Origin of the sequence: Paraburkholderia sp. RL17-383-BIF-A, from assembly GCF_046028015.1 — a bacterium.
Classification (GTDB): Bacteria; Pseudomonadota; Gammaproteobacteria; order Burkholderiales; family Burkholderiaceae; genus Paraburkholderia.
Genome location: NZ_JARESR010000023.1, coordinates 1 through 20,197, shown reverse-complemented (window position 1 = coordinate 20,197; position 20,197 = coordinate 1). Strand labels below are relative to the sequence as shown.

The window sequence follows — 20,197 nt, the reverse complement described above, 5'->3', positions numbered from 1 at the left end:
CTCGACGAGCGGGCCACGCACTGGTCGATACATGCCGTCATTTATGCCCGCCGCCCTTGCCCGGCTTCTGCACCGGCACGCTGCGCAGATCGCGCAGGAAGGTATCGCGCCAGACACCCAGATCGTTCTTGCGCAGCGCCGCCATGTTGATCTCGTGGCGCCGCTGACGCGCGTCGAGCGGCATCTGCAACGCGCGCTGCAACGCTTCGCACATGCCAATCGCGTCGTGTGGATTGACGAGCAGCGCGCCCGTTAGCTCCGCCGCCGCGCCCGCGAAAATCGACAGCACCAGTACGCCGGGATCGTCGGGATTCTGTGCGGCGACGTATTCCTTCGCGACCAGGTTCATGCCGTCGTGCAGCGGCGTCACGAAACCGATCTGCGACTCGCGAAACAGCGACATCAGCTTCCAGCGGTCGTACTGCTGGTTCAGATAGCGAATGGGCGTGTAATCGAGTCCCGAGTAGCGGCCGTTGATGCGCCCTGCTTCGTACTCCAGATCCTGGCGAATCTTCTGGTAGGTGGCGACGTCCGAGCGCGTGGGCGGCGCGATCTGCACCAGCGTGACGTTGCCGCGCCACTCCGGCGAGCGCTCCAGCAGATGCTCGAAGGCGCGGAACCGCTCGACGAGTCCCTTCGAATAATCCAGCCGGTCGACGCTCATGATCAGCTTGCGGCCTTCCAGGCTCTGCTTGAGGTCGAGCACGTGCTGACGGCTTTCGTAGCGCTTCGCCTGCTCGGCGATTTCGTCGGGGAACACGCCGATCCGGTATACGCCGGTGCGCAGCTTGCGGCCGAATGCTTCGACCACGCCGTCCGCGCCCACCGTACCGCGGGCGTGGCGCGTGACGTAATCCTTGAACGCGAGTTCGTCGGTGGCGGTCTGGAAGCCCAGCAGGTCGTAGCACGACAGCGACTTCACCAGTTCTTCATGCGGCGGAATGTTGAGCAGGATCTGCGGCGCGGGAAACGGAATATGCAGGAAGAAGCCGATGCGGTTCGTCACGCCCTCGTTGCGTAGCGCCTCGGCGAACGGGATCAGATGGTAGTCGTGAATCCAGATCACGTCGTCGGGTTCGAGCAACTTGATCAGCTTGTGCGCGAGCCACGCATTGACGCGCCGGTAGCCCGCGTACTCCTCGCGCTCGTAACGTGCGAGGTCGTTGCGGTAGTGGAATACCGGCCACAGCGTCGCGTTCGAAAAGCCGCGATAGTACTGGTCGTAATCCTTGCGCGTCAGACCCACGGTCGCGAAGGTCACCGCGCCGTCCTGCTCCAGCGTCGGACCCGCATTGGCGACGGTCTCGCTGACCACGTCGCCGCTCCAGCCGAACCACACGCCTCCGGCATCTTTCAGCGCACCGAATACGCCGACCGCGAGGCCGCCGGCCGATCCTTTGGTTTCCGTCGGCGTTGCGACGCGATTCGACACGACGATGAGTCGGCCCATGTTGCATGTCCTCCTTGGTTCGCGCGGCGCGCTCGCGTATCGATCATCGGGTCTTTCGCGATGTCTCGTCTCGTGCGCCATCGCGCGAGGAGAACCCAAAACACGATGAGACACGCGAAGCCGCGCCGGCTTCGTGAGTGAGTGGACGGTTCGACCGCTTTGGTGCCCGATCAGTTGCATTCATCGGCGTCGGCGTGCCACAGTCTGGCGGTTTCGTGGTCAAAGCCGTGGTTAAAGCCGCGATCGAACCTGCCGCCGGACTGCTGTCAAGCCTCCGTCAAAACGCCCTCAAGCCACATGTTTGATCGCCTGTTTGACCGCCTGTTTGACCGCCTGTTTGACCGCTTGTCTGACCGCTTGTCTGGCCGCTTGTCTGGCCGCATGCCTGATTCGCTGTCTGATCGCTGTCAAGCCCGCCGTCAGACCGCCGTCAAACTTTTTCCTTCACATGCTGCTGCAGTTCGCCCGCCGGTGGCCTCGCGGCGCGACTCGCCACCGGATCGGCCTCGGTGTGCGCGGCCGTGCTGCCGGCCGGCGTCTGCGTGCTGCGCGGCACCCAGTCGAGCGCTTCGCCCTTGCCGGCTTCGAGTTCCGCCGACACTTCCGCGCGCGCCCGCGGCAGGTACTGCGGGTAGTGCTTCTGAATGTAGTCGAGCAATCCCTCGCGCACCCGGCAGCGCAAATCCCAGTTCAGGCCGGAATCGAGCGAACTGACGAGGGCGCGCAATTGCATCGAGCGCTCGGTGCCGTCCGTCACCTGCAACACCTGCACGCGGCGATCCCACTCGGGCGCGTCCTCGACAATGCGCGCGAGTTCTTCGCGCAACGGCGCGAGCGGCATGCGGTAGTCGACGTAGAGAAACACCGTGCCGATGATCTGCGAACTGCTGCGGGTCCAGTTCGAAAACGGGTTTTCGATAAACCATTGCAGCGGAACGATCAACCGACGTTGATCCCACAGACGCACCGATACATACGTGCCGGTGATTTCCTCGATACGCCCCCACTCGCCCTGAATCACGACGACGTCATCGAGACGGATCGGCTGCGACAGCGCAATCTGCAAGCCGGCGATCAGATTGCCGAGCACCGGCCGCGCGGCGATACCGGCGACCAGTCCCGCCACACCCGCCGAAGCAAGCAGGCTCGCGCCGATCTGCCGGACATTGGGGAACGTCATCAACGCGCCGCCCACGCCGACGATCACGATCACGAACATCACCGAACGCGCGAGCACGCGCGCCTGGGTATGGATGCGGCGCGCCTGGAGGTTGTCGGCGGTATCGAGCGGATGGGCCTGAATGATCGCCTCGCCGATCGCCGCCGCCGAACGCACCGAGAGCCAGGTGATCGCGCCGATCAGCGCGATTGCGGCGGCGTCGCGCAACGGCGTGATGAAGGTCAGCGTGTCGGGCGCTTCCCAGCCCACTGCCTCCAGCGCGAGGATCACGAGCATGAATAGCGCAGGCCTGTCGATATAGCGCAGCACCACGCTGGTGAGCGGATAAGGCCGCGCGAGCCGCGTCACGATACGCGCGCCGACCCGATGGATGCCCACGGCCAGCACCACCGCGATCACCGAGACGATCAACGCGCCGAGCCACGTGTGCAGCGGCGCTTCGGCGATACGGCTGAGGTCGTCGAGAGTAGGCATGAAGGGGAATGTCCTCCTGGCATGAGTGCTGAGCTGAGCCGGCGCGGAACCGGCCACCGACATGGCCGCGGGGTAGCCGCGGAGTGGCGAAAGGCGCCCGGCTGCCGGGAGGCGCCGGTCGCGAGGCGCCGCTGAAGCGGACGCGAGGCCGCACGACTGCACGACCTGCCTACTGACATCTTAGATTGTTCTTCCGCGCGATCCGCGAAAGGTGGCGAGGCCCGCCGCCTCTACAAGCGGACAGCCGGCGTTGAGACCGGGTCTCAGGTAGAGCTATGAGAAATGCCCCGAAGTGCCCACGGCTGAAAAGCCGGAAAACCCTCATGGGCCGAAACGCCCAACACGCCGGATGCCGACGCGCAGGGCATCAGCCGTGATTCATTTCAACTGCCGCTCTTGCAGGGAAACGCTTTACCGAGCCCGAGCGAGATCGCCGTGCTGGCGTTATAGCCCGCGACGATCGGATTCTCAGCGATATATTTGCGCACCGCGTCGGTCAGCTGCGCCGAGCGCGCGTCCTGCGGCAGGCAGAAGTACTGGCCGACGCGCGGGCCGGTCGTGCCGCCGATCGCGTCGATGGTGTTGAAGATGCCGTCGGCGGCGCCTTCGATATAAGCGGCGCACGCGCTACGCGATGCCACGTCCGTCTTGGTGCACAGCTTGTTGAGGTCGCCTCCCGTAAACGCGGCTGCCGATAGCGGTACGGCGAGCGCGCTGGCGAAAATCAAAGCCCGCAGCATGGTGTTCCTTTCCAGGGTCGTTTATCAGGCGGTCTTTCGCCGCATCCAAAGGGCGCGCACATGTGGCGCGCCAAAGTCGACATTCTGCACTGTTTTGCGAAGCGCAAGCGTGCGCGCCACCGCTATCTTCAGGCACTTTTTTTAAGCCGGGTGAGTTGGCGGCGCCAAGTGCTCCGGCACTCGTGTGCTTCAGCGATGCCACGGCAGCGTTTCGCGGGCGGCGCCCGTCGCGGCAGGCAGACCGCGCGGGCTTTTGACAGGAGCTCAGATGGCTGTCAGTGCGGGTGGGCCTTCGATTGGCGCTTCAGGCGGCAGGCAGAGCGGGTGGACCTTCGACCCGCGCTCCGGGCCGCCGACAGAGCGCGTAGATCTTCGACTCGCGCTCCAATTCGCCGGCCAGAGCGCATACACCTTCGGCTCGCGCTCCAGCCCGCCGGCAGAGCGCATACACCTTCGACTCGCGCTCCAGCCCGCCGACAGAGCGCTAGACCTTCTACCCGCGCTCCAAGCCGCCGGCAAACCGGCCGCCGTGAGCCGCGCACACTATTTCTGTTGCATCTGCTGCAGGCGCGCGGTCAACCCTTCGACCACGTCCGGCTCCTTGTAGGTCTTCGCGAAATCGAGCGCCGTCATGCCGATCTGGTTCTTCACCGTCAGGTCCGCGCCGTTGTCGAGCAACAGCTTCACGGTCGACACGTGGCCGCCGCGCGCGGCCATCATCAGCGGCGTGGTGCCGTTCGGCGAGCCGGCGTCGACGTAGGCCGAATGGTCGAGCAGCACCTTGACGATGTCGTCGTTGCCGTTCGCCGCCGCGTAGTGCAACGGCGCCCAGCCCTTCTTGTTGACCTCGGCGTCTTTCGCGATCAGCTGGTTGACGAAGGCGAGATCGCCGTTCAGCGCGGCCATCATCATCGCGTTCTCGCCGGCCTTGTCCTGAATCTCGATGTTGGTCTTCGGATTGGCGAGCAGCGCGGCGCCGACTTTATCCGATTTCTCACGCGCGGCCAGCACCAGCAGCGGAATGCCCTGGTTATCCACGCTGTTCGGGTCCATACCCTTGGCGAGCAACTTGTTGACGCCGTCCACGTCGTCGAACTTGACCGATTTGATCAGCGAATCGATCGGCGCCGCCTGGGCCGGCGACACCGCCAGCGAAGTCAGCGCGGCACAAACGAGCGCAGCGGCGAACGTGAAGCGCGAGACGCCGCGCCGTGCCGAAGCCAGCGCGCCACGCGTTGTCACGCCTGCGTAAGTGTCCTGCTGGGCAGTCAACGACATCGAAATTTCTCTCATATTTAACTTTAGGAAAATTCCCTATCCTGTTGATATTTATCGACTTTACGCCTCACACACCAACCGGCGCGGGAATCTTGAAAAGGCGGAAGAAGTTTTGCGTGGTCGCCTCGGCCAGCGCCGCTTCCGGCATGTCGCGTTGTTGCGCGATGAACCGTCCGACATAACTTACGTACGCAGGTTCATTAGGCTTGCCGCGATACGGCACGGGCGCGAGATACGGTGAGTCGGTTTCGATCAGCAAACGCTCCAGCGGCACGCGGCGCGCGACGTCCTGCACGTCCGTCGCGCTCTTGAACGTGACGATGCCCGACAACGAGATGTAAAAATTCTGCGCAAGCGCCTGTTCGGCGACATGCCACGGCTCGGTGAAACAATGCATCACGCCGCCCGGCTCGCCTGCGCGCTCCTCGGCCATGATGCGCAGCGTGTCTTCCGACGACGATCGCGTATGGATGATCAGCGGCTTGTTCGCGGCGTGCGCCGCCCGGATATGGGTGCGAAAGCGCTCGCGCTGCCATTCCATGTCGGCGATGGTGCGGCCTTCCAGCCGGTAGTAGTCGAGGCCGGTCTCGCCGATCGCGACCACTTTGGGATGCGCGGCCAGTTCGACCAGTTCGGCGACGCTCGGCTCGCGCATGTGCTCGTGATCCGGATGCACGCCGACCGACGCGTACACGTTCTCATGGCGGCTGGCGATATCCAGCACGGAAGGCAGCGTTTCGAGATCAACGGACACGCACAGCGCATGCGTGACCGAATGGCTGCGCATGTTCTCGAGCACCTGCGGCAGGCGGTCGGCGAGTCCTTCGAAGTTGATATGGCAATGCGAGTCGACAAACATGGGGGTGTCCTGCGTAGGGCTGGCTCGAAGGGAATCAGGCGGAGGCCGGAGCTGTCGCGGCGGTGTCGAGGCGTTTGCCGAGAATCACCAGATCGCGCTCCACGCCGTCCAGCACGGCCACGCGCGGCAACGATCCCCACGTGTCGAAACCGAAGCCGCGGAACAGGCGCAAGCTCGCGTCATTGTGGCCGAAGATGAAGCCGAGCACGGTATCGATGCCGAGCGCCGGCGCCGCCGCTAGCGAAGCCGCCAGCAATTGCTTGCCGAGACCCTTGCCACGCGCGCTTTCGTCGAGATAGATGCTGACTTCGGCGGTGCGCAGATAGGCCGGGCGGCCATAAAAGTCCGAAAAGCTCAGCCATGCGATCACGCGGCCGGGCTGTTGCGAGTCTTCCACCACCCACAACGGACGCTTGTGCGGGCCATGCGCGTGAAACCAGGTCAGCCGGCTTTCGACGCTGACCGGCTCGAGATCGGCGGTGACTTGCCGCGACGGCACCGTCGAGTTGTAGATGGCGACGATAGCGGGCAGATCGTCGAGCGTGGCATCGCGGTAGGAAAGGCTCATGGTGCGTTGAACGTGAGATGGAAGCGGATAATGGACGAACGGCGGACGAACGGCGCAGGACGAATGGCGGGCCGGCGCCGGCTGTGAGGCGCGGCGCAGCGCGCCAGCGGCCGAGAACGCGCCCCGCACGCAGCGGCGGCTTACGCGAACAACTCGCGATAGCCGATAAACAGCTCTTCGAACACCAGCCGCGCATTCAGCGGATGGTTCTCGACGGCGCGTTGGCGCGTCACAGTGCGCATGAAGCGCGCGAACGCGCTGGCGTCGGCCTGCGACGCGCAGCGCGTCAATGCCGCCGAGGCTTGCGGGAAGTAACGGGGCGCGCCGGCCGTGCGCTGCGCCAGCAAATCGTACATCCAGCGTTGCAGCCAGCCTAGCACCAGCGGCACTGGCAGCTTCTGCAACGCCTCGCCGCAGGCGAAGGCGTCGCACCCGGGGCCGGCGGCCAGTTGCTTGAGCGTCCAGTCGCGCAGCGTGCGGTTCTCGTCGCTGGCGAGCGCGAGCGCCGTGAGCGGCGCGCCGCCGGCTTCGGCAAGCAGCGCGGGCGCCTCGGCCACGCCTTGCGCGGCAAGCCACTTCGTCGCCACGTCCGGCGCGGGCATGGTCATCGGCCACTGGCGGCAGCGGCTGATGATGGTGGGCAACAGGCGATCGATACGCGCCGACACCATCAGGAACACGACTCCCGCCGGCGGTTCTTCGAGCGTCTTCAGCAGCGCATTGGCCGCGGCGATATTTAGCCCTTCCGCCGGATACAGCACGACCACGCGCGCGCCGCCGCGGTGCGAGCCCACGCCGACGAAATCGAGCAAACCGCGAATCTGTTCGATCTTGATTTCCTTGCTGGGCGTGCGCGTCTTCTTGCCTTCGTCGGCATCGGCCTTGTCGGCTTTTTCGTCCGCGGCGTTGTTCAGGCCCGCTTCGGCGGCCAGCGCCTCGGGCACGACGATCCGGTAGTCCGGATGATTGCCCTGCGCGAACCAGTTGCAGGCCACGCACGCGCCGCACGGCTCCCCGTTGGCCTGCTGAGCCTCGCACAGCAAGCCCTGCGCGAGATGCTGCGCGAAGCGCAGCTTGCCGATGCCCGCCTGCCCATGCAGCAACAGGGCGTGCGGCCAGTGGCCGCGCAGTTGCTGCAGGCGGTTCCAGTCATCGGCTTGCCACGGATAAATCATTGTTTCTCTTTTCGATCAAACGGTTGCAGACGTTACATGCAGTACCGCATGAACTCTGAAAACCGATATAAACCAAGGTTATATTCTTTTTAAATCAAAGAACTGCGATCAATTCTTCAAGTCTTCTCTGAATCTGCGTAATGCTCTGCGCGGAGTCAATGATAGCGAACCGGTACGGCGCTTCTTCGGCGCGGCGCAGATATTCGGCGCGGGTGCGATTGAAAAATGCCGCCGATTCGCTCTCGAAGCGATCCGGATCGCGTGCCGCACTGCGCCGCTCGCTGGCGATTTCGGGCGCGAGGTCGAACAGCACTGTCAGGTCCGGCTGGAAACCGCCCTGCACCCAGCGCTCCAGCGTTTCCAGCTTGTCGCGCGGCAGTCCGCGGCCACCGCCCTGATAGGCGAAGGTCGCATCCGTGAAACGGTCCGACAGCACCCAGTCGCCGCGTGCGAGCGCAGGCTCGATCACTTCGGCCAGGTGCTGGCGGCGCAGCGCGAACATTAGCAGCGCCTCGGTTTCGAGGTCCATTTTCTGATGCAGCACGATTTCGCGGATCTGCTCGCCGAGCGGCGTGCCGCCCGGTTCGCGCGTCATGACGACCGCGCGGCCGGTGCTTGCCACTTTCTGTTCGAGGCGCTCCCGAAACCAGCTGAGGTGGGTGGTCTTGCCCGCTCCGTCGATGCCCTCAAACGTAATGAATTTGCCCCGCGCCATCATTGCCCTCGAATGTATTTGTCCACGGCCTTGTTGTGATCGCCGAGGGTGTCGGAAAAGATACTGCTGCCGTCGCCGCGCGAGACGAAATACAGCGCGGTGCTGGGTGCCGGGTTCAGCGCCGCCTGCAGCGACGCCACGCCGGGCAGCGCGATGGGCGTTGGCGGCAGCCCCATGCGGGTGTAGGTATTGTAGGGAGTGTCGGTCTGCAGGTCTTTCTTTCTGATGCGTCCGCTGTAGCTCTCGCCCATGCCGTATATCACGGTCGGGTCGGTTTGCAGCGGCATACCCACGCGCAGCCGGTTCGCGAACACCGCGGCCACCATGGGCCGGTCAGACGGCTTGCCGGTTTCCTTTTCGATGATGGACGCCATGGTCAGCGCGTCGTACGGCGTCTTGTACGGCAGATTCGCCGCGCGCGCGGTCCATGCCTCGTCCAGCCGCAGGCGCATCAGACGGTAGGCGCGGCGGTACACGTCGAGGTCGCTGGTGTTTTTGTCGAACAGGTAGGTGTCGGGGAAAAACAGTCCCTCGCCATTGCCGATCGACGCCTCCGGCGCGTTGATCGCGTTCATCAGGTCGGCGTCGCTCATCCCGGCCGTGTCGTGCTTGAGCGCCGGATTGGCATCCAGCTCGGCGCGCATGCGCTTGAAGGTCCAGCCTTCGATAATGGTCGCCACGTATTCGTTGACGTCGCCGCGGGCGATTTTCTGCAGCACCTCATACGGCGTCACGCCCGTCTTGAACTCGTAGTTGCCCGATTTCAGCTCGCTTTGCAGTCCGAGCAGCCGCGTCATGATGACGAACAGCTCCGCTTCGACCGGCACGCCGCCTCGATTGAGTTGCAGCGTGACGCTGCGCAAGCTGCTATGCGGCTTGACCGTGACATCGAGTTGCGCAGGAGTCAGATCGAGCGGACTGGTGGCCCAATGGTATCCGCCAGCAATTGCGGCTGCGGCCAGCACAACGACGAGTGAGCCGGCAATGAAACATTTCTTGAACAGGGACATGCGAAACGTGGCAGGGTTGGACTGCATATAATACTTGTTTGCCTTAGCCAAAGTCAGAATTGACTGTTCCCGGAATCCATGAACACACCGCTCGCTACCGCTTCAGGCACGCCTCCAAACACAGCTCCTCCGGCAGCCGCCGCCACACTGGCTAGTCTTCCCGCGCTGCCGCGCCCCTCCGCCGATGAATTCGACGCGCTCGTTCAGCAAGGCGCGTATATGCCGCTCACGCAGTTCGGCGTGATCGACGCCACCGGCGACGACGCGGCAAGCTTCCTGCACGGCCAGTTGACCAACGACACCCAGCACCTCGACGCCGCCAACGCGCGTCTGGCCGGTTACTGCTCGGCCAAGGGGCGTCTGCTGGCGTCGTTCCTCACGTGGCGCAGCGGCGACACGATCCGCCTGCTGGTGTCGAAAGACGTGCAGGCCGCGGTGCAGAAGCGGCTCTCCATGTTCGTGCTGCGCGCCAAGGCCAAACTCACTGACGCGAGCGGCGAACTGGCGGTGATCGGTCTTGCCGGCGACGTGCGCAAGGCGCTCTCGAACGTGTTCGACGCGCTGCCGGACGGCGTGCACGTGAAAGTGGACGGCGCGGCGGGCTCGCTGATTCGCGTACCGGACGCGCTCGGGCGCCTGCGTTACCTGTGGATCGGCCCGAAGGCGCAGATCGAGTCGCACCTGCCCTTGCTGGACGAGAAGCTCAAACGCGTCTCGCCGGCCGTGTGGGACTGGCTCGACATTCGCGCGGGCGAGCCGCGCATCACCCAGCCGGTGGTCGAGCAGTTCGTGCCGCAAATGGTCAATTTCGACGTGCTGGGCGCGGTGAATTTCCGCAAAGGCTGCTATCCCGGCCAGGAAGTGGTGGCGCGCAGCCAGTATCGCGGCACGATCAAGCGGCGCACTTCGCTCGCCAATGTGGCTGGCGAACTCGACACGGTGCGCGCGGGCGCGGAACTGTTCCATTCGGACGATCCGGGCCAGCCGTGCGGCATGGTGGTGAACGCGGCGTCGGCGCCGGAAGGCGGCGTCGATCTGCTGGTCGAGATCAAGCTCGCGGCGCTGGAAAACGGCTCGGTACATCTGGGCGCGGCGGACGGCCCGGCGCTGCGGTTCCTTACGCTGCCCTACGGGCTGCCCACCGAAGTCTGACATTCTCGCGGGGAACGAAGCGGCGCAGTCAGGCGCCGCTTTTTACTGGCCTTTTCAACTGCAACGCCTCCACCGGGAGACGCCCCCGATGTGCCTGATCGTGTTCGACTGGCGACCCGACGCGGTCGACGGCCCGCTCTTCACGCTTGCCGCCAATCGCGACGAGTTCTTTCGCCGCACGGCCGAACCGGTCGGCTGGTGGCACGACGCGCCGACGGTGCTGGCCGGGCGCGATCTGCAAGGCGGTGGCACGTGGCTCGGCTCGTCGCGCGACGGCCGCTTCGCCGCGCTGACCAATTACCGCGCGCCGCACGAAATGCGCGCCGACGCGCCGACCCGCGGCACGCTCGTCAGCGACTGGCTGAGCGGCGCCACGCGCGACTCGAATGGCAACCCGCACGGCACTCCGCTCGCGTACCTGCGGCACGTAGCGCAAACCGGCGACATCTATAACGGGTTCAATCTGCTGGTGGGCGACTGGACGCGCCGCGAACTCGCCTGGTACTGCAACCGTTCCGAGCGCGCGCCGACGCTGCTCGAACCCGGCACGCACGGCATCTCGAACGCGGTGCTCGATACCGCGTGGCCGAAGCTCGTCAAAAAGCGCGCCGAACTGGGCACGCTGCTCGCGCGCAACGCGATGCCGCCGCTCGAACGCCTGATCGACCTGATGCGCGATCCGCGCCTCGCCCGCGACGACGAACTGCCGTCCACCGGCATTCCGCTCGAACGCGAACGGGCGCTGTCGGCTGCATTCATCGAAACGCCGGAGTACGGCACACGCGGGACGACCGCACTGCGCGTGACCCTGCACGGCGAAGTGATCAGCGTGGCCGTCGCCGAGCGCAGCGACGACAACGGCTCGCATCGGATCGCGCGGCCCGGCGACTTCGAGCGCAGCTTCGCCTTCAATATCGAACGCGAGATCGCGTGACCAGGGTCCGGTGGCTCCTCGGCCGCCGACAACCCGATGAACGCCCTCAGTCGGAATCGAAAGCCGCGCGCAAGGCCGCTGCGGCATCCGCGTGCGCCTGCGCGACGTCCGGCACGAAACCGCCCATCTTGAAGAACTCGTGGATCATGCCCGGATAGCGCTTGAGCGTGACCCGATTACCCAGCGCGTGCAATTTCTCCGCGTAGGCGTCGCCCTCGTCGCTCAAGGGATCGTATTCGGCGGTGGCGATCCACGCAGGCGCGACGCCGCTGAATTCGGGCGCGCCAAGCTGGCCGTCCAGCGGCGCGAAACGCCAGTCGTCACGGTCGCTGCGCGCGCGCACGTAGTGGTCGAAGAACCATTGAATCGTGTCGCCCGACAGCAGAAAGCCGTTGGCGAAGCGCGAGTGCGAATCGGTTTGCTGATGGCCGGTCGTGCCCGGATAGATCAGCAATTGCAGCGCGAGCTCGATACCGGCGTCGCGTGCGAGCACCGCGCAGACCGTGGCCAGCGTACCGCCCGCGCTATCGCCGCCCACTGCCAGCCGGCCGGCGTCCAGCCCGTATTCGGCTGCGTGCGCGTGCAGCCAGCTCAAGGCGTCGAAAGCGTCCTCGACGGCAGTGGGAAATTTGTATTCCGGTGCGAGGCGATAGTCCACGGACAACACCGCGCAATTGCCGTCGCGCGCGAACATCCGGCACAGCGCATCGTGCGTATCGACGCTACCCACCGTGAAGCCGCCGCCGTGGTAATACACGAACGCCGGCGCGGGCTCGGCCCAACTCGGCTCGACCGGATGGTACAGACGCGCACGAATCGTCGCGCCGTCGCGTGTCGCGATTTGCAGATCTTCGATCGCGAACATCGGCGCGCTCGCGATCTCCAGAATCGGCGCGCTTTTCTCGTACGAGGCCCGCGCGTCCTGCGCGGTCATTTCATGGAGCTTCGGGCGCCTGGCCCGCTCGATCATATCGAGCACCTGCTCGATCTTCGGATTCAGCGGCATGGTGCGTCTTATGGCGCATAAGCGCCGAAGGTTTGAAATAAACCGGCGCGGTTCAAAAGGAAACCGGCGCCCTGGATCTCAGCGGGCGCAGGCGATACGGCAAGCGTCCCGGCTAGCCGGCGTTGTTCACTTCCGGCTTCAGCGACATTGGATCAGTGGGATTGCGCAACTGCTCGATATCCTCGTGGCGCAGCTTCACCGTTGCCATGATGCCCGGATGCGTGACGATGTAAAAACGCCGCGCCGCGATCGCTTCGAAGGTGATGTCTGCGACGTCGTCGGCACTCAGCTTGCCCGACTGCACCGCGCGCTGCAGCTGCTTGCCCGCGGCGATCTGCGAGCGGGTCGGACCGCTGTCGTTGCGCAGATCAGCAGGCCGCGCGCGTTCCGCATTGGCGATGCCGGTCGGCACGAAGGCCGGGCACAACAGCGAACAGCCGACCTGGCCGCCTGCCGTTCCCGCCTGCGCGGCCTGCGCCAGCTGCAGATCGTGATACAGCGTTTCGGTGAGCGACACCACCGCGTGTTTCGACGCGTTGTAGATGCCCATGGCGGGCGGCGACAGCAAGCCCGCGACGGACGCCGTGTTGACGATATGCGCGGGCTCGTTCTGCGCCAGCATGATCGGCGTGAACACCCGCACGCCGTGCGCGACGCCCATTACGTTCACGCCGAACACCCACGACCAGTCGTTCGCCGAGCTTTCCCACAGAAAGCCGCCCGCGCCTACGCCTGCGTTGTTGAACAGCAGATGCACCTTGCCGTAGGCGGCCAGTGCGGCTTGCGCCAGCGTTTCGACCTGCGCCGCGCTCGCGACGTCGGTCGGCACGCCGATCGCTTCGGCGCCGCCGGCGCGCAATGCGTCGACGGTTTGCGCGAGCGCACCGGGATTCACGTCGGCCAGCACGAGCTTCATGCCGAGCGAGGCGCCCTTCTGCGCGAATGCGCGGCCGAAGCCGCTGGCCGCACCGGTGATCACCGCCACCTTGCCTGCGAAATCGAACATCGTGTCACTCCATTGGATTGAGCGGCGCCTTGCGTGATCTGCCCGACTGCCGCCGCGCTCAGATCAGCTTGACGAGTTGCTTGCCGAAGTTCCTGCCTTTGAGCAGGCCAATGAACGCCTCAGGCGCCGCATCGAGTCCTTGCGCGATGGTCTCGCGATAGTGCAGCTTCTTCTGCGCAACCAGCGTGCCGAGTTGCGTGAGCGCTTCGGGCCATACGTCCATATGCTCGCTCACGATGAAACCCTGCACCAGCAGACGCTGCGTGAGCATCAGCGACGGATGCTTGAGCGGCAACGGCTGGCCGTCATAGCCCGCGATAAACCCGCACAGCGCGATCCGGCCGAATGCGTTCATACGCGCGAGCGTCGCGTCGAGCACTTCACCGCCGACGTTTTCGAAGTAGCCGTCCACGCCGTCCGGCGTCACCGCCTTGAGGTCCTGATAGAGATTGCCGGCCTTGTAGTCGACGCACGCGTCGAAGCCGAGCGTCTCGGTGACATAGCGGCACTTGTCCGCGCCGCCGGCAATGCCGACTGCGCGCGCGCCGGCCAGCTTCGCCAGTTGGCCGACCACGCTGCCCACCGCGCCGCTCGCCGCGCTGACCACCACCGTCTCACCCGCTTTCGGCGCGATGATGCGGTTCAGGCCGTACCACGCCGTGACGCCGGGCATGCCGACCGGGCCGAGATAGGCCGATAGCGGCACATGCGTGTCGTCGACCTTCTGCAGGCCCGTTCCGTTCGACGTGCCGTACTCCTGCCAGCCAAACATCGCGACGACTTTGTCGCCGACTGCGAACTTCGGATTTTTCGACTCGACCACTTCACCCACCGTGCCGCCGATCATCACTTCGTTCAGCGGCTGCGGCGGCGCATACGACTTGCTGTCGTTCATGCGGCCGCGCATGTAGGGGTCGAGGGACAGGTAGTGATTACGCACGCGCAATTCGCCTTCGGCCAGCGGCGCGAGCGGCGTTTCGACGAGGCGGAAGTTGTCGGGGGTCACGGCCCCCTGCGGGCGCGACGCCAACACGAGTTGGCGGTTGATCTGGGTCATGGCGATCGTCTCCATAAGTTGCCGATGGGATCGGCGGATGATTCGAACGGCTTACACGAAGGCGGAGCCAGGAGGCGCGGACGCCTCCCTGACACGCGCGGTTCAAGGCAGCGCTCAGCCGTCGCTCGGACCGGGTTTCGCCGACGGGTCGCTGCGCAAACGCTGCTGCCTCACCTCGCGGCCGACGGCGAGACGCCGCATGTATTTGAACGTGCCGAGCGCCTTGGCGACGAAGTGGCCCTCGCTGTCGCGAATCTCGCCTTCGCAATAAGCCATGGTGGTCGAGCGGTGCAACACGCGGGCAGTGGCACGTAATTCGCCGCGGCCCGGCTGCATGAAGTTGACCTTCATTTCGACCGTGACCACGCCCACCCCGTCGCCCGCGAGACTGCGCGCGGCCATGGCGAGCGCGATGTCGGCGAGCGTCATCGTGACGCCGCCGTGGGCGACGTCCCACGTATTCATATGATCCGGCTGCAACGGCAGCGCGACTTCGCTAGCGCCGTCCGCAGCCGACACTAACTGCGCGCCTAACCGGTCGACGAACGGGCTCTCGAGCAGGGTTTCGGTACTCGCTTTGGATGAAGGCGAATCGGTCATGGCTGTTTTCAAATTTCGTGGTCAGTGCGTTCATGCGGTTGATGCAGGACGCGAGAATGCCTTCGGCCGAGGCAAACACTAAGCCTATCAAACTTACACCTTCGATGGAGCTTTATCAGGAGGTCGGGCCGGCACGCAAAGGCGCAGGCGACACCGGTAATGGCTCGCTCGCGAGCATTGCGCTTCGCTGTGAATTGCGCCGGCAGGATCGAAATGAAGGACGATTGGAGGGGTGGTGACCCGATCGGGCTCCGCGCTCCGCGAGTTGCGCCAATCGGGTAAGGACTTTATCGACGATAAATCAGAGAGTGGCTGCCAGACGTTCAGACACGCAATTCTTTCAGCGATCTAGTGGCTGAAGTCAGCCCCCAACCAACCCGCTGCAGTGGTTTTAGCATGAGTGACGGCGCCTTGTGCGTCGGGGAAAATGCCAAGCTCGTCCCACCGTTCTTCCGCCGCGAAAGGCCCCTTGATTCCAAGCGCCTTCTGAATGCTCAACTGCGCCGCGTACCTGCCGTCCTCGAGAGGCCGGGCCGTTGCCACCACTTTGTGCGGGAGTCCTTGCCGCACGGGTTGAATCAGTTCCAGAGGACCACCTGCCGCGCCCACATCGATCAGCTCGTTGCGCGTGTTGCAGTCGGGGCAATAGAAGAAAAACGCGTTGTTATCCCGATTCGGTTTGACCTGTTTGCGGGCCAGCACAGCTCGACACTCGACGTTTTCGCAAATGAATGGCATATCGGTCTCCGTGATGATTTTCGAATCGTGGCGCGGTGCAGATCGCCATTGGCCTCCGGGAAACGATCTGCCAGAAGCCGCCGGGGAGCAATCAGCAGATGACCGGATTGCTAATGGCGGGGAGATGCCACTAGCCGGGCAATATGCTTTTTCAGATACTTGTCAATTGTACGTCGGCGCCACGTCCGTGCCGCGCCGGCTCAGCCCGCGTGCGTCGCCAGACGCGCAGCCAGGCGCCCTAGCCTGCGCACGGCATCGTCGGCGCGATCGAGATCCGTGCTTGGTGAACTGAGCCGGATGAAATGATCGAAACGCCCCGCGTTCGAAAACACCGTCCCCGGCATCACGCGAATGCCGTCGTTCAACGCCGCCTCGAAGAGCGCCGCCGACGACGTCTCTCGCGGCAATTCGATCCAGAAAAACATCCCGCCGGCCGGCGGGGTGAAGCGCGTGCCATCCGGAAACGAAGTGGCGATCGCCGCCGCCATCCGTTCGCGCTGAAGCCGCAGCCGCTCGCGCAGACGCCGCAAATGCCGCTCATACGCGTTCGTCTCCAGAAACTCGGCGAGCACGACTTGCGACAGCTGTTCGTTGTGACGCGACTGCGCGAACTTCAGCATGCCGATACGTGGATGCCAGCGGCCGCCATTGATCCAGCCGACCCGCATGCCGGGTGCCAGCACCTTGTTGAACGACGTGCAGTGGATCACGGTGCCGTCCGTATCCCAGGCCTTCAACGATCTGGGCGGCTGTGCCGCGTCGGCCAGCTCGCGATATGGATCGTCCTCGATCAGCGCAATACCGGCTCGCGCGCACAGTTCGACGAGCCGCGCCTTGTGGGCGTCGGGCATTACGCTGCCGAGCGGGTTCTGCAGGTTCGGCACCACGACTACGGCCTTGATGTCGGGATGCGTGTGCAGCGCGAACGCCAGCGCTTCGATGGCGAGGCCGGTGGTCGGACTGGCGGGAATTTCGAGCGCGCGCAAGCCGAGGCTTTCCAGCGCCTGCAGCAGACCGAAAAAGCACGGCGATTCGACCGCGACGGTGTCGCCGGGTTGAGTCACCGCTCGCAATGCAAGATTCACGGCTTCGATACCGCCGTGCGTCATGATGATGTCGTCCGCGCCGATCTGGATGCCGGCGTCGAGCGCGCGGCGCGCAATGATCGCGCGCAAGGCCGGATCGCCCTGGTCGTGCCCGGCGGCGGTCAGCAAGGTGGGCCGCTTGCGCAGTGCACGCAGCGCGGCTTTCTGCAATGCATCGGTGGGATAGAGATCGGGCGAGGCGGTCGCGCCGCCGAGATTCAGCGCGTCCGGATGTCGCTGCAATCTCGACACGATCGCGGAAATCGCCGAATGGATGCCGACGAACTGCGCGGCGCCCGGCAGCACCGCCAGATCGGGCTCGGACGCGGCCGGCAACGCAGCCGTGGGCGGCACACGCACGAAGTAACCGGCGCGCGGACGGGCGTCAATCAGCGCGGCGCGTTCCAGTACGCGGTAGCTCTCGGTCGCGGTCGCAAGACTGACGCCGTGCCGGCGCATGAATGCGCGTATCGACGGCATTCGGTCGCCCGGGCGCAGCACGCCGCTGCCGATCGCGCGGCGATATTGATCGGCCAGCTGCCGGTACAGCGGCTGGTTATCGGGCAGCGGGTCCGCAGCCTGCCGGGTCAGAATGGATTGAATCATCCGCCGATGGTGCGGACAGTTCGCGCGTCGCAACAGATACACATCCGCACGATTCCAGCCGATACAGCGCACTAAACCGCGTTGCTGTACCGGTTCACATTGCTGATGGCTGCGGCTGTTTTCATTTGAGCGGACTCAATAAGCTGAGTGGCATGAAAACGCTTTCAAGGAAACGGCCATGTCTCTTCGTCAATGTCGCTCCGATCCGGCGCACCGCACTGCTTCTCGTCTTGCCGCAGGTCAAATGGCCGTGCATGAGTTGCGCGCCGGCACTTCGATTGTCGCCGTCGAAGGCGATCTTCAGCTCGCGTTCCGCGATCACGCTCTCGCCTGGCTGGGCGACGCCGTGCCTGTCACGTCGATCACCTTGCACGAGGGCGAGTGCTTCGTTACGCCGCAACGCGGCGTCGTGTCGATCAGCGGCGTGCGTGCGAACACTGCCGCGTTCGTCGTGCAGCCCTCGCGCGCTCTTCACGACCGCCGCAGTCTGATCCGTCAAACCGCGCGCCATCTGGCCAGTCTCGTCAAAACACGCCTGCGGCGCACAGCCTGAAACGCCGCTCGGCGGCCAACACGGCCCGGTACAATGCATGATCCAAGCCGCTTGTTTCGAGGTGCAGGTCATGTCCTTCTTCCGCGCGCTGCTGTTAGGCCGTTCCATTCGTCTGGCCACGGTCCTCGCCATCGTCACGCTAACGCTCAACGGCTGCGCGGGCCTGTTCGGCGGCGATCCATTGCGCGTGAACGTGGCCGGTCTCGAACCGATCGACGGCCAGGGTCTGGAGATGCGCTTCAACGTAAAACTGCGCGTGCAGAATCCCAACGATTCCACGATCAGCTTCAACGGCGTGTCGCTCGATCTCGAACTGAACGGCAAGCCGTTTGCAAGCGGCGTGAGCGATCAGGCCGGCAGCGTGCCGCGCTTCGGCGAAACGGTCGTCAATGTGCCGTTGACCGTGCCGGCATTCGCCGCGGTTCGCCAGGCGTTCGCCTTCGCGGGCGCGGCGCAGTCGGGGCAAATTCCGTACATTCTGCGCGGCAAGCTCGCGGGTGGCCTCACGGGCACGACGCGATTCGTCGATCAAGGCACGTTGAGCCTGCCGTCGACCGGCATGGCGTTGCCGTGATACGGGTAATCGGGGTCTACACCGCGCGGATAAAAAAACGAGTGCCGCGGGTTCGTCGCCGTCGCGCCGAACCACACGGCACTCGCCGTTCTTTACCGCTCGAACGGGATCACACCACTTCGAACAAACCCGCCGCGCCCTGCCCGCCGCCAATACACATCGTCACGACGACGAGCTTCGCGCCGCGCCGCTTGCCTTCAATCAACGCATGGCCGGTCAAACGCGCGCCCGATACGCCATACGGATGGCCCACCGCAATCGCGCCGCCGTTCACGTTCAGGCGATCGTGCGCAATACCGAGCTTGTCGGCGCAATACAGCACCTGCACCGCGAACGCTTCGTTCAGCTCCCACAGATCGATGTCCTCGACCTTCAAACCCGCCTGCCTGAGCAGCTTCGGCACCGCGAACACCGGGCCGATGCCCATCTCGTCCGGCTCGCAACCGGCCACCGCGAAGCCGCGAAAAATCCCGAGCGGCTGCAAGCCTTCGCGCTCCGCCACCTTCGCGTTCATCACCACGCAAGCCGACGCGCCATCCGAGAACTGGCTTGCGTTACCCGCGGTGATCACGCCGCCCGGCATCGCGGTACGAATCTTCGACACACCTTCGAGCGTCGTGTCGGCGCGAATGCCTTCGTCGCCGTTGACGGTCACTTCTTTCGTGAAGAGACGGCCGGTCGCCTTGTCGGCAACACCCGCGAGCACCGTCAACGGCACGATCTCGTCCTTGAACTTGCCGGCTTCGAGCGCGGCGGCCGCTCGCTGTTGCGAACGCACGCCATATTCGTCCTGGCGTTCCTTCGAGATCGAGTAGCGTTTCGCGACATTCTCCGCGGTCTGCAACATCGACCAGTAGATTTCGGGCTTGTTCTGGCTGAGCCAGCCTTCGGTCATCATGTGCCGGTTCATCTCGTTCTGCACGCACGAGATCGACTCCACGCCGCCCGCCACATACACGTCGCCTTCACCGGCGATAACGCGTTGCGCGGCAAGCGCGATAGTTTGCAATCCAGACGAACAGAAACGGTTCACCGTCATACCCGGCACGCTGACCGGCAAACCGGCGCGCAGCGCGATCTGCCGCGCGATGTTCATGCCCGTCGCGCCTTCCGGGTTGGCGCAGCCCATGATCACGTCCTCGACGCGCGCCGGGTCGAGCTTCGCGCGCTCGACGGCAGCGTGAGTGACATGGCCGCCGAGCGTCGCGCCGTGCGTCATGTTGAAACCGCCGCGCCATGATTTGGCGAGGCCCGTGCGGGCGGTCGATACGATTACGGCGTCAGTCATGCGTGTCTCCTGTGTCGACCAGAGTTAGCGCTTTAGCTGTCGCCGGAGTTCGCGCTTTGGTGCGTAATGCGGCCCCATGCAAAGCTCGTTACTCCGGTCTCGCGCAGCGCGCTTTGGTCCCATACGAGTTGGTGGATACTTGCAAATTG

At 64.7% G+C, this 20,197-nt stretch carries 20 protein-coding genes; 4 read left to right on the top strand and 16 right to left on the bottom strand.

The window, feature by feature from the left end; all coding sequences use genetic code 11:
• Positions 1 to 37: 37 nt before the first annotated feature.
• From otsA to mltG, 9 genes are all read right to left on the bottom strand, one after another.
• Entirely contained in the window at positions 38 to 1,450 is a 1,413-nt protein-coding gene (gene otsA, locus P0D71_RS23865; RefSeq protein ID WP_408184686.1) for an alpha,alpha-trehalose-phosphate synthase (UDP-forming), read from the bottom strand.
• A gap of 430 nt (positions 1,451 to 1,880) precedes the next feature.
• On the bottom strand, positions 1,881 to 3,104 hold the full coding sequence (locus tag P0D71_RS23860; protein ID WP_408482425.1) for a mechanosensitive ion channel family protein: 1,224 nt from the start codon (positions 3,102 to 3,104) through the stop codon (positions 1,881 to 1,883).
• Positions 3,105 to 3,487: 383 nt separating this feature from the next.
• The gene (locus P0D71_RS23855; protein WP_091794320.1) at positions 3,488 to 3,844 is read right to left on the bottom strand and encodes a Rap1a/Tai family immunity protein; all 357 of its coding nucleotides are present in this window, start codon (positions 3,842 to 3,844) and stop codon (positions 3,488 to 3,490) included.
• A 543-nt stretch (positions 3,845 to 4,387) separates the two neighbouring features.
• Positions 4,388 to 5,122, bottom strand: coding sequence for an ankyrin repeat domain-containing protein (locus P0D71_RS23850; RefSeq protein WP_408482423.1), 735 nt, complete (start codon positions 5,120 to 5,122; stop codon positions 4,388 to 4,390).
• A 67-nt stretch (positions 5,123 to 5,189) separates the two neighbouring features.
• Positions 5,190 to 5,981, bottom strand: a complete 792-nt coding sequence (locus P0D71_RS23845) for a TatD family hydrolase (RefSeq protein WP_408482422.1) — start codon at positions 5,979 to 5,981, stop codon at positions 5,190 to 5,192.
• 34 nt (positions 5,982 to 6,015) lie between these two features.
• A complete protein-coding gene (locus tag P0D71_RS23840) occupies positions 6,016 to 6,549 on the bottom strand; it encodes a GNAT family N-acetyltransferase (protein WP_408482420.1) in 534 nt (177 codons plus the stop codon).
• Between the two features lie 140 nt (positions 6,550 to 6,689).
• Entirely contained in the window at positions 6,690 to 7,724 is a 1,035-nt protein-coding gene (locus tag P0D71_RS23835) for a DNA polymerase III subunit delta' (protein WP_408482418.1), read from the bottom strand.
• Between the two features lie 94 nt (positions 7,725 to 7,818).
• Positions 7,819 to 8,439 carry a dTMP kinase gene (gene tmk, locus P0D71_RS23830; RefSeq protein ID WP_408184710.1) on the bottom strand — a complete coding sequence of 207 codons (621 nt, stop codon included), beginning with the start codon at positions 8,437 to 8,439 and terminating at the stop codon, positions 7,819 to 7,821.
• Positions 8,439 to 9,449, bottom strand: coding sequence for an endolytic transglycosylase MltG (mltG, locus tag P0D71_RS23825; protein WP_091800527.1), 1,011 nt, complete (start codon positions 9,447 to 9,449; stop codon positions 8,439 to 8,441). The genes tmk and mltG overlap by 1 nt, the downstream gene beginning before the upstream one ends.
• A gap of 78 nt (positions 9,450 to 9,527) precedes the next feature.
• Between mltG and ygfZ the strand changes: the two genes are divergently transcribed.
• Both ygfZ and P0D71_RS23815 read left to right on the top strand, forming a co-directional pair.
• Complete coding sequence (ygfZ, locus tag P0D71_RS23820) at positions 9,528 to 10,601, top strand: CAF17-like 4Fe-4S cluster assembly/insertion protein YgfZ (protein WP_408482417.1); 1,074 nt, start codon at positions 9,528 to 9,530, stop codon at positions 10,599 to 10,601.
• Between the two features lie 88 nt (positions 10,602 to 10,689).
• Positions 10,690 to 11,535, top strand: a complete 846-nt coding sequence (locus P0D71_RS23815) for an NRDE family protein (RefSeq protein WP_408184680.1) — start codon at positions 10,690 to 10,692, stop codon at positions 11,533 to 11,535.
• 46 nt (positions 11,536 to 11,581) lie between these two features.
• Here P0D71_RS23815 and P0D71_RS23810 read toward each other — a convergent pair whose 3' ends face one another.
• From P0D71_RS23810 to P0D71_RS23785, 6 genes are all read right to left on the bottom strand, one after another.
• Positions 11,582 to 12,541, bottom strand: a complete 960-nt coding sequence (locus P0D71_RS23810; RefSeq protein ID WP_408292806.1) for an alpha/beta hydrolase — start codon at positions 12,539 to 12,541, stop codon at positions 11,582 to 11,584.
• Positions 12,542 to 12,653: 112 nt separating this feature from the next.
• A complete protein-coding gene (locus P0D71_RS23805; RefSeq protein ID WP_408482416.1) occupies positions 12,654 to 13,547 on the bottom strand; it encodes an SDR family oxidoreductase in 894 nt (297 codons plus the stop codon).
• A gap of 58 nt (positions 13,548 to 13,605) precedes the next feature.
• Positions 13,606 to 14,604: an NADP-dependent oxidoreductase gene (locus P0D71_RS23800; RefSeq protein ID WP_408184677.1), complete on the bottom strand. Its 999-nt coding sequence runs from the start codon at positions 14,602 to 14,604 to the stop codon at positions 13,606 to 13,608.
• A 114-nt stretch (positions 14,605 to 14,718) separates the two neighbouring features.
• Positions 14,719 to 15,204, bottom strand: a complete 486-nt coding sequence (locus P0D71_RS23795) for a PaaI family thioesterase (RefSeq protein WP_091794342.1) — start codon at positions 15,202 to 15,204, stop codon at positions 14,719 to 14,721.
• A 348-nt stretch (positions 15,205 to 15,552) separates the two neighbouring features.
• Positions 15,553 to 15,942, bottom strand: a complete 390-nt coding sequence (locus P0D71_RS23790; RefSeq protein WP_091794346.1) for a hypothetical protein — start codon at positions 15,940 to 15,942, stop codon at positions 15,553 to 15,555.
• Positions 15,943 to 16,142: 200 nt separating this feature from the next.
• Positions 16,143 to 17,633 carry an aminotransferase-like domain-containing protein gene (locus P0D71_RS23785; RefSeq protein ID WP_408482415.1) on the bottom strand — a complete coding sequence of 497 codons (1,491 nt, stop codon included), beginning with the start codon at positions 17,631 to 17,633 and terminating at the stop codon, positions 16,143 to 16,145.
• Positions 17,634 to 17,811: 178 nt separating this feature from the next.
• Here P0D71_RS23785 and P0D71_RS23780 point away from each other — a divergent pair, with 178 nt between their 5' ends.
• A complete protein-coding gene (locus tag P0D71_RS23780; protein WP_408482413.1) occupies positions 17,812 to 18,186 on the top strand; it encodes a hypothetical protein in 375 nt (124 codons plus the stop codon).
• Between the two features lie 70 nt (positions 18,187 to 18,256).
• Positions 18,257 to 18,760: an LEA/WHy family protein gene (locus tag P0D71_RS23775; RefSeq protein WP_408184709.1), complete on the top strand. Its 504-nt coding sequence runs from the start codon at positions 18,257 to 18,259 to the stop codon at positions 18,758 to 18,760.
• 109 nt (positions 18,761 to 18,869) lie between these two features.
• Here P0D71_RS23775 and P0D71_RS23770 read toward each other — a convergent pair whose 3' ends face one another.
• On the bottom strand, positions 18,870 to 20,048 hold the full coding sequence (locus P0D71_RS23770) for an acetyl-CoA C-acyltransferase (RefSeq protein ID WP_408482411.1): 1,179 nt from the start codon (positions 20,046 to 20,048) through the stop codon (positions 18,870 to 18,872).
• Positions 20,049 to 20,197: the final 149 nt, after the last annotated feature.

Bases quoted from the DNA above. Each gene is read 5' to 3' on its own strand.
- otsA (WP_408184686.1), bottom strand. From the start codon at position 1,450: ATGGGCCGACTCATCGTCGTGTCGAATCGCGTCGCAACGCCGACGGAA.
- P0D71_RS23860 (WP_408482425.1), bottom strand. From the start codon at position 3,104: ATGCCTACTCTCGACGACCTCAGCCGTATCGCCGAAGCGCCGCTGCAC.
- P0D71_RS23855 (WP_091794320.1), bottom strand. From the start codon at position 3,844: ATGCTGCGGGCTTTGATTTTCGCCAGCGCGCTCGCCGTACCGCTATCG.
- P0D71_RS23850 (WP_408482423.1), bottom strand. From the start codon at position 5,122: ATGTCGTTGACTGCCCAGCAGGACACTTACGCAGGCGTGACAACGCGT.
- P0D71_RS23845 (WP_408482422.1), bottom strand. From the start codon at position 5,981: ATGTTTGTCGACTCGCATTGCCATATCAACTTCGAAGGACTCGCCGAC.
- P0D71_RS23840 (WP_408482420.1), bottom strand. From the start codon at position 6,549: ATGAGCCTTTCCTACCGCGATGCCACGCTCGACGATCTGCCCGCTATC.
- P0D71_RS23835 (WP_408482418.1), bottom strand. From the start codon at position 7,724: ATGATTTATCCGTGGCAAGCCGATGACTGGAACCGCCTGCAGCAACTG.
- tmk (WP_408184710.1), bottom strand. From the start codon at position 8,439: ATGGCGCGGGGCAAATTCATTACGTTTGAGGGCATCGACGGAGCGGGC.
- mltG (WP_091800527.1), bottom strand. From the start codon at position 9,449: ATGTCCCTGTTCAAGAAATGTTTCATTGCCGGCTCACTCGTCGTTGTG.
- ygfZ (WP_408482417.1), top strand. From the start codon at position 9,528: ATGAACACACCGCTCGCTACCGCTTCAGGCACGCCTCCAAACACAGCT.
- P0D71_RS23815 (WP_408184680.1), top strand. From the start codon at position 10,690: ATGTGCCTGATCGTGTTCGACTGGCGACCCGACGCGGTCGACGGCCCG.
- P0D71_RS23810 (WP_408292806.1), bottom strand. From the start codon at position 12,541: ATGCCGCTGAATCCGAAGATCGAGCAGGTGCTCGATATGATCGAGCGG.
- P0D71_RS23805 (WP_408482416.1), bottom strand. From the start codon at position 13,547: ATGTTCGATTTCGCAGGCAAGGTGGCGGTGATCACCGGTGCGGCCAGC.
- P0D71_RS23800 (WP_408184677.1), bottom strand. From the start codon at position 14,604: ATGACCCAGATCAACCGCCAACTCGTGTTGGCGTCGCGCCCGCAGGGG.
- P0D71_RS23795 (WP_091794342.1), bottom strand. From the start codon at position 15,204: ATGACCGATTCGCCTTCATCCAAAGCGAGTACCGAAACCCTGCTCGAG.
- P0D71_RS23790 (WP_091794346.1), bottom strand. From the start codon at position 15,942: ATGCCATTCATTTGCGAAAACGTCGAGTGTCGAGCTGTGCTGGCCCGC.
- P0D71_RS23785 (WP_408482415.1), bottom strand. From the start codon at position 17,633: ATGATTCAATCCATTCTGACCCGGCAGGCTGCGGACCCGCTGCCCGAT.
- P0D71_RS23780 (WP_408482413.1), top strand. From the start codon at position 17,812: ATGTCTCTTCGTCAATGTCGCTCCGATCCGGCGCACCGCACTGCTTCT.
- P0D71_RS23775 (WP_408184709.1), top strand. From the start codon at position 18,257: ATGTCCTTCTTCCGCGCGCTGCTGTTAGGCCGTTCCATTCGTCTGGCC.
- P0D71_RS23770 (WP_408482411.1), bottom strand. From the start codon at position 20,048: ATGACTGACGCCGTAATCGTATCGACCGCCCGCACGGGCCTCGCCAAA.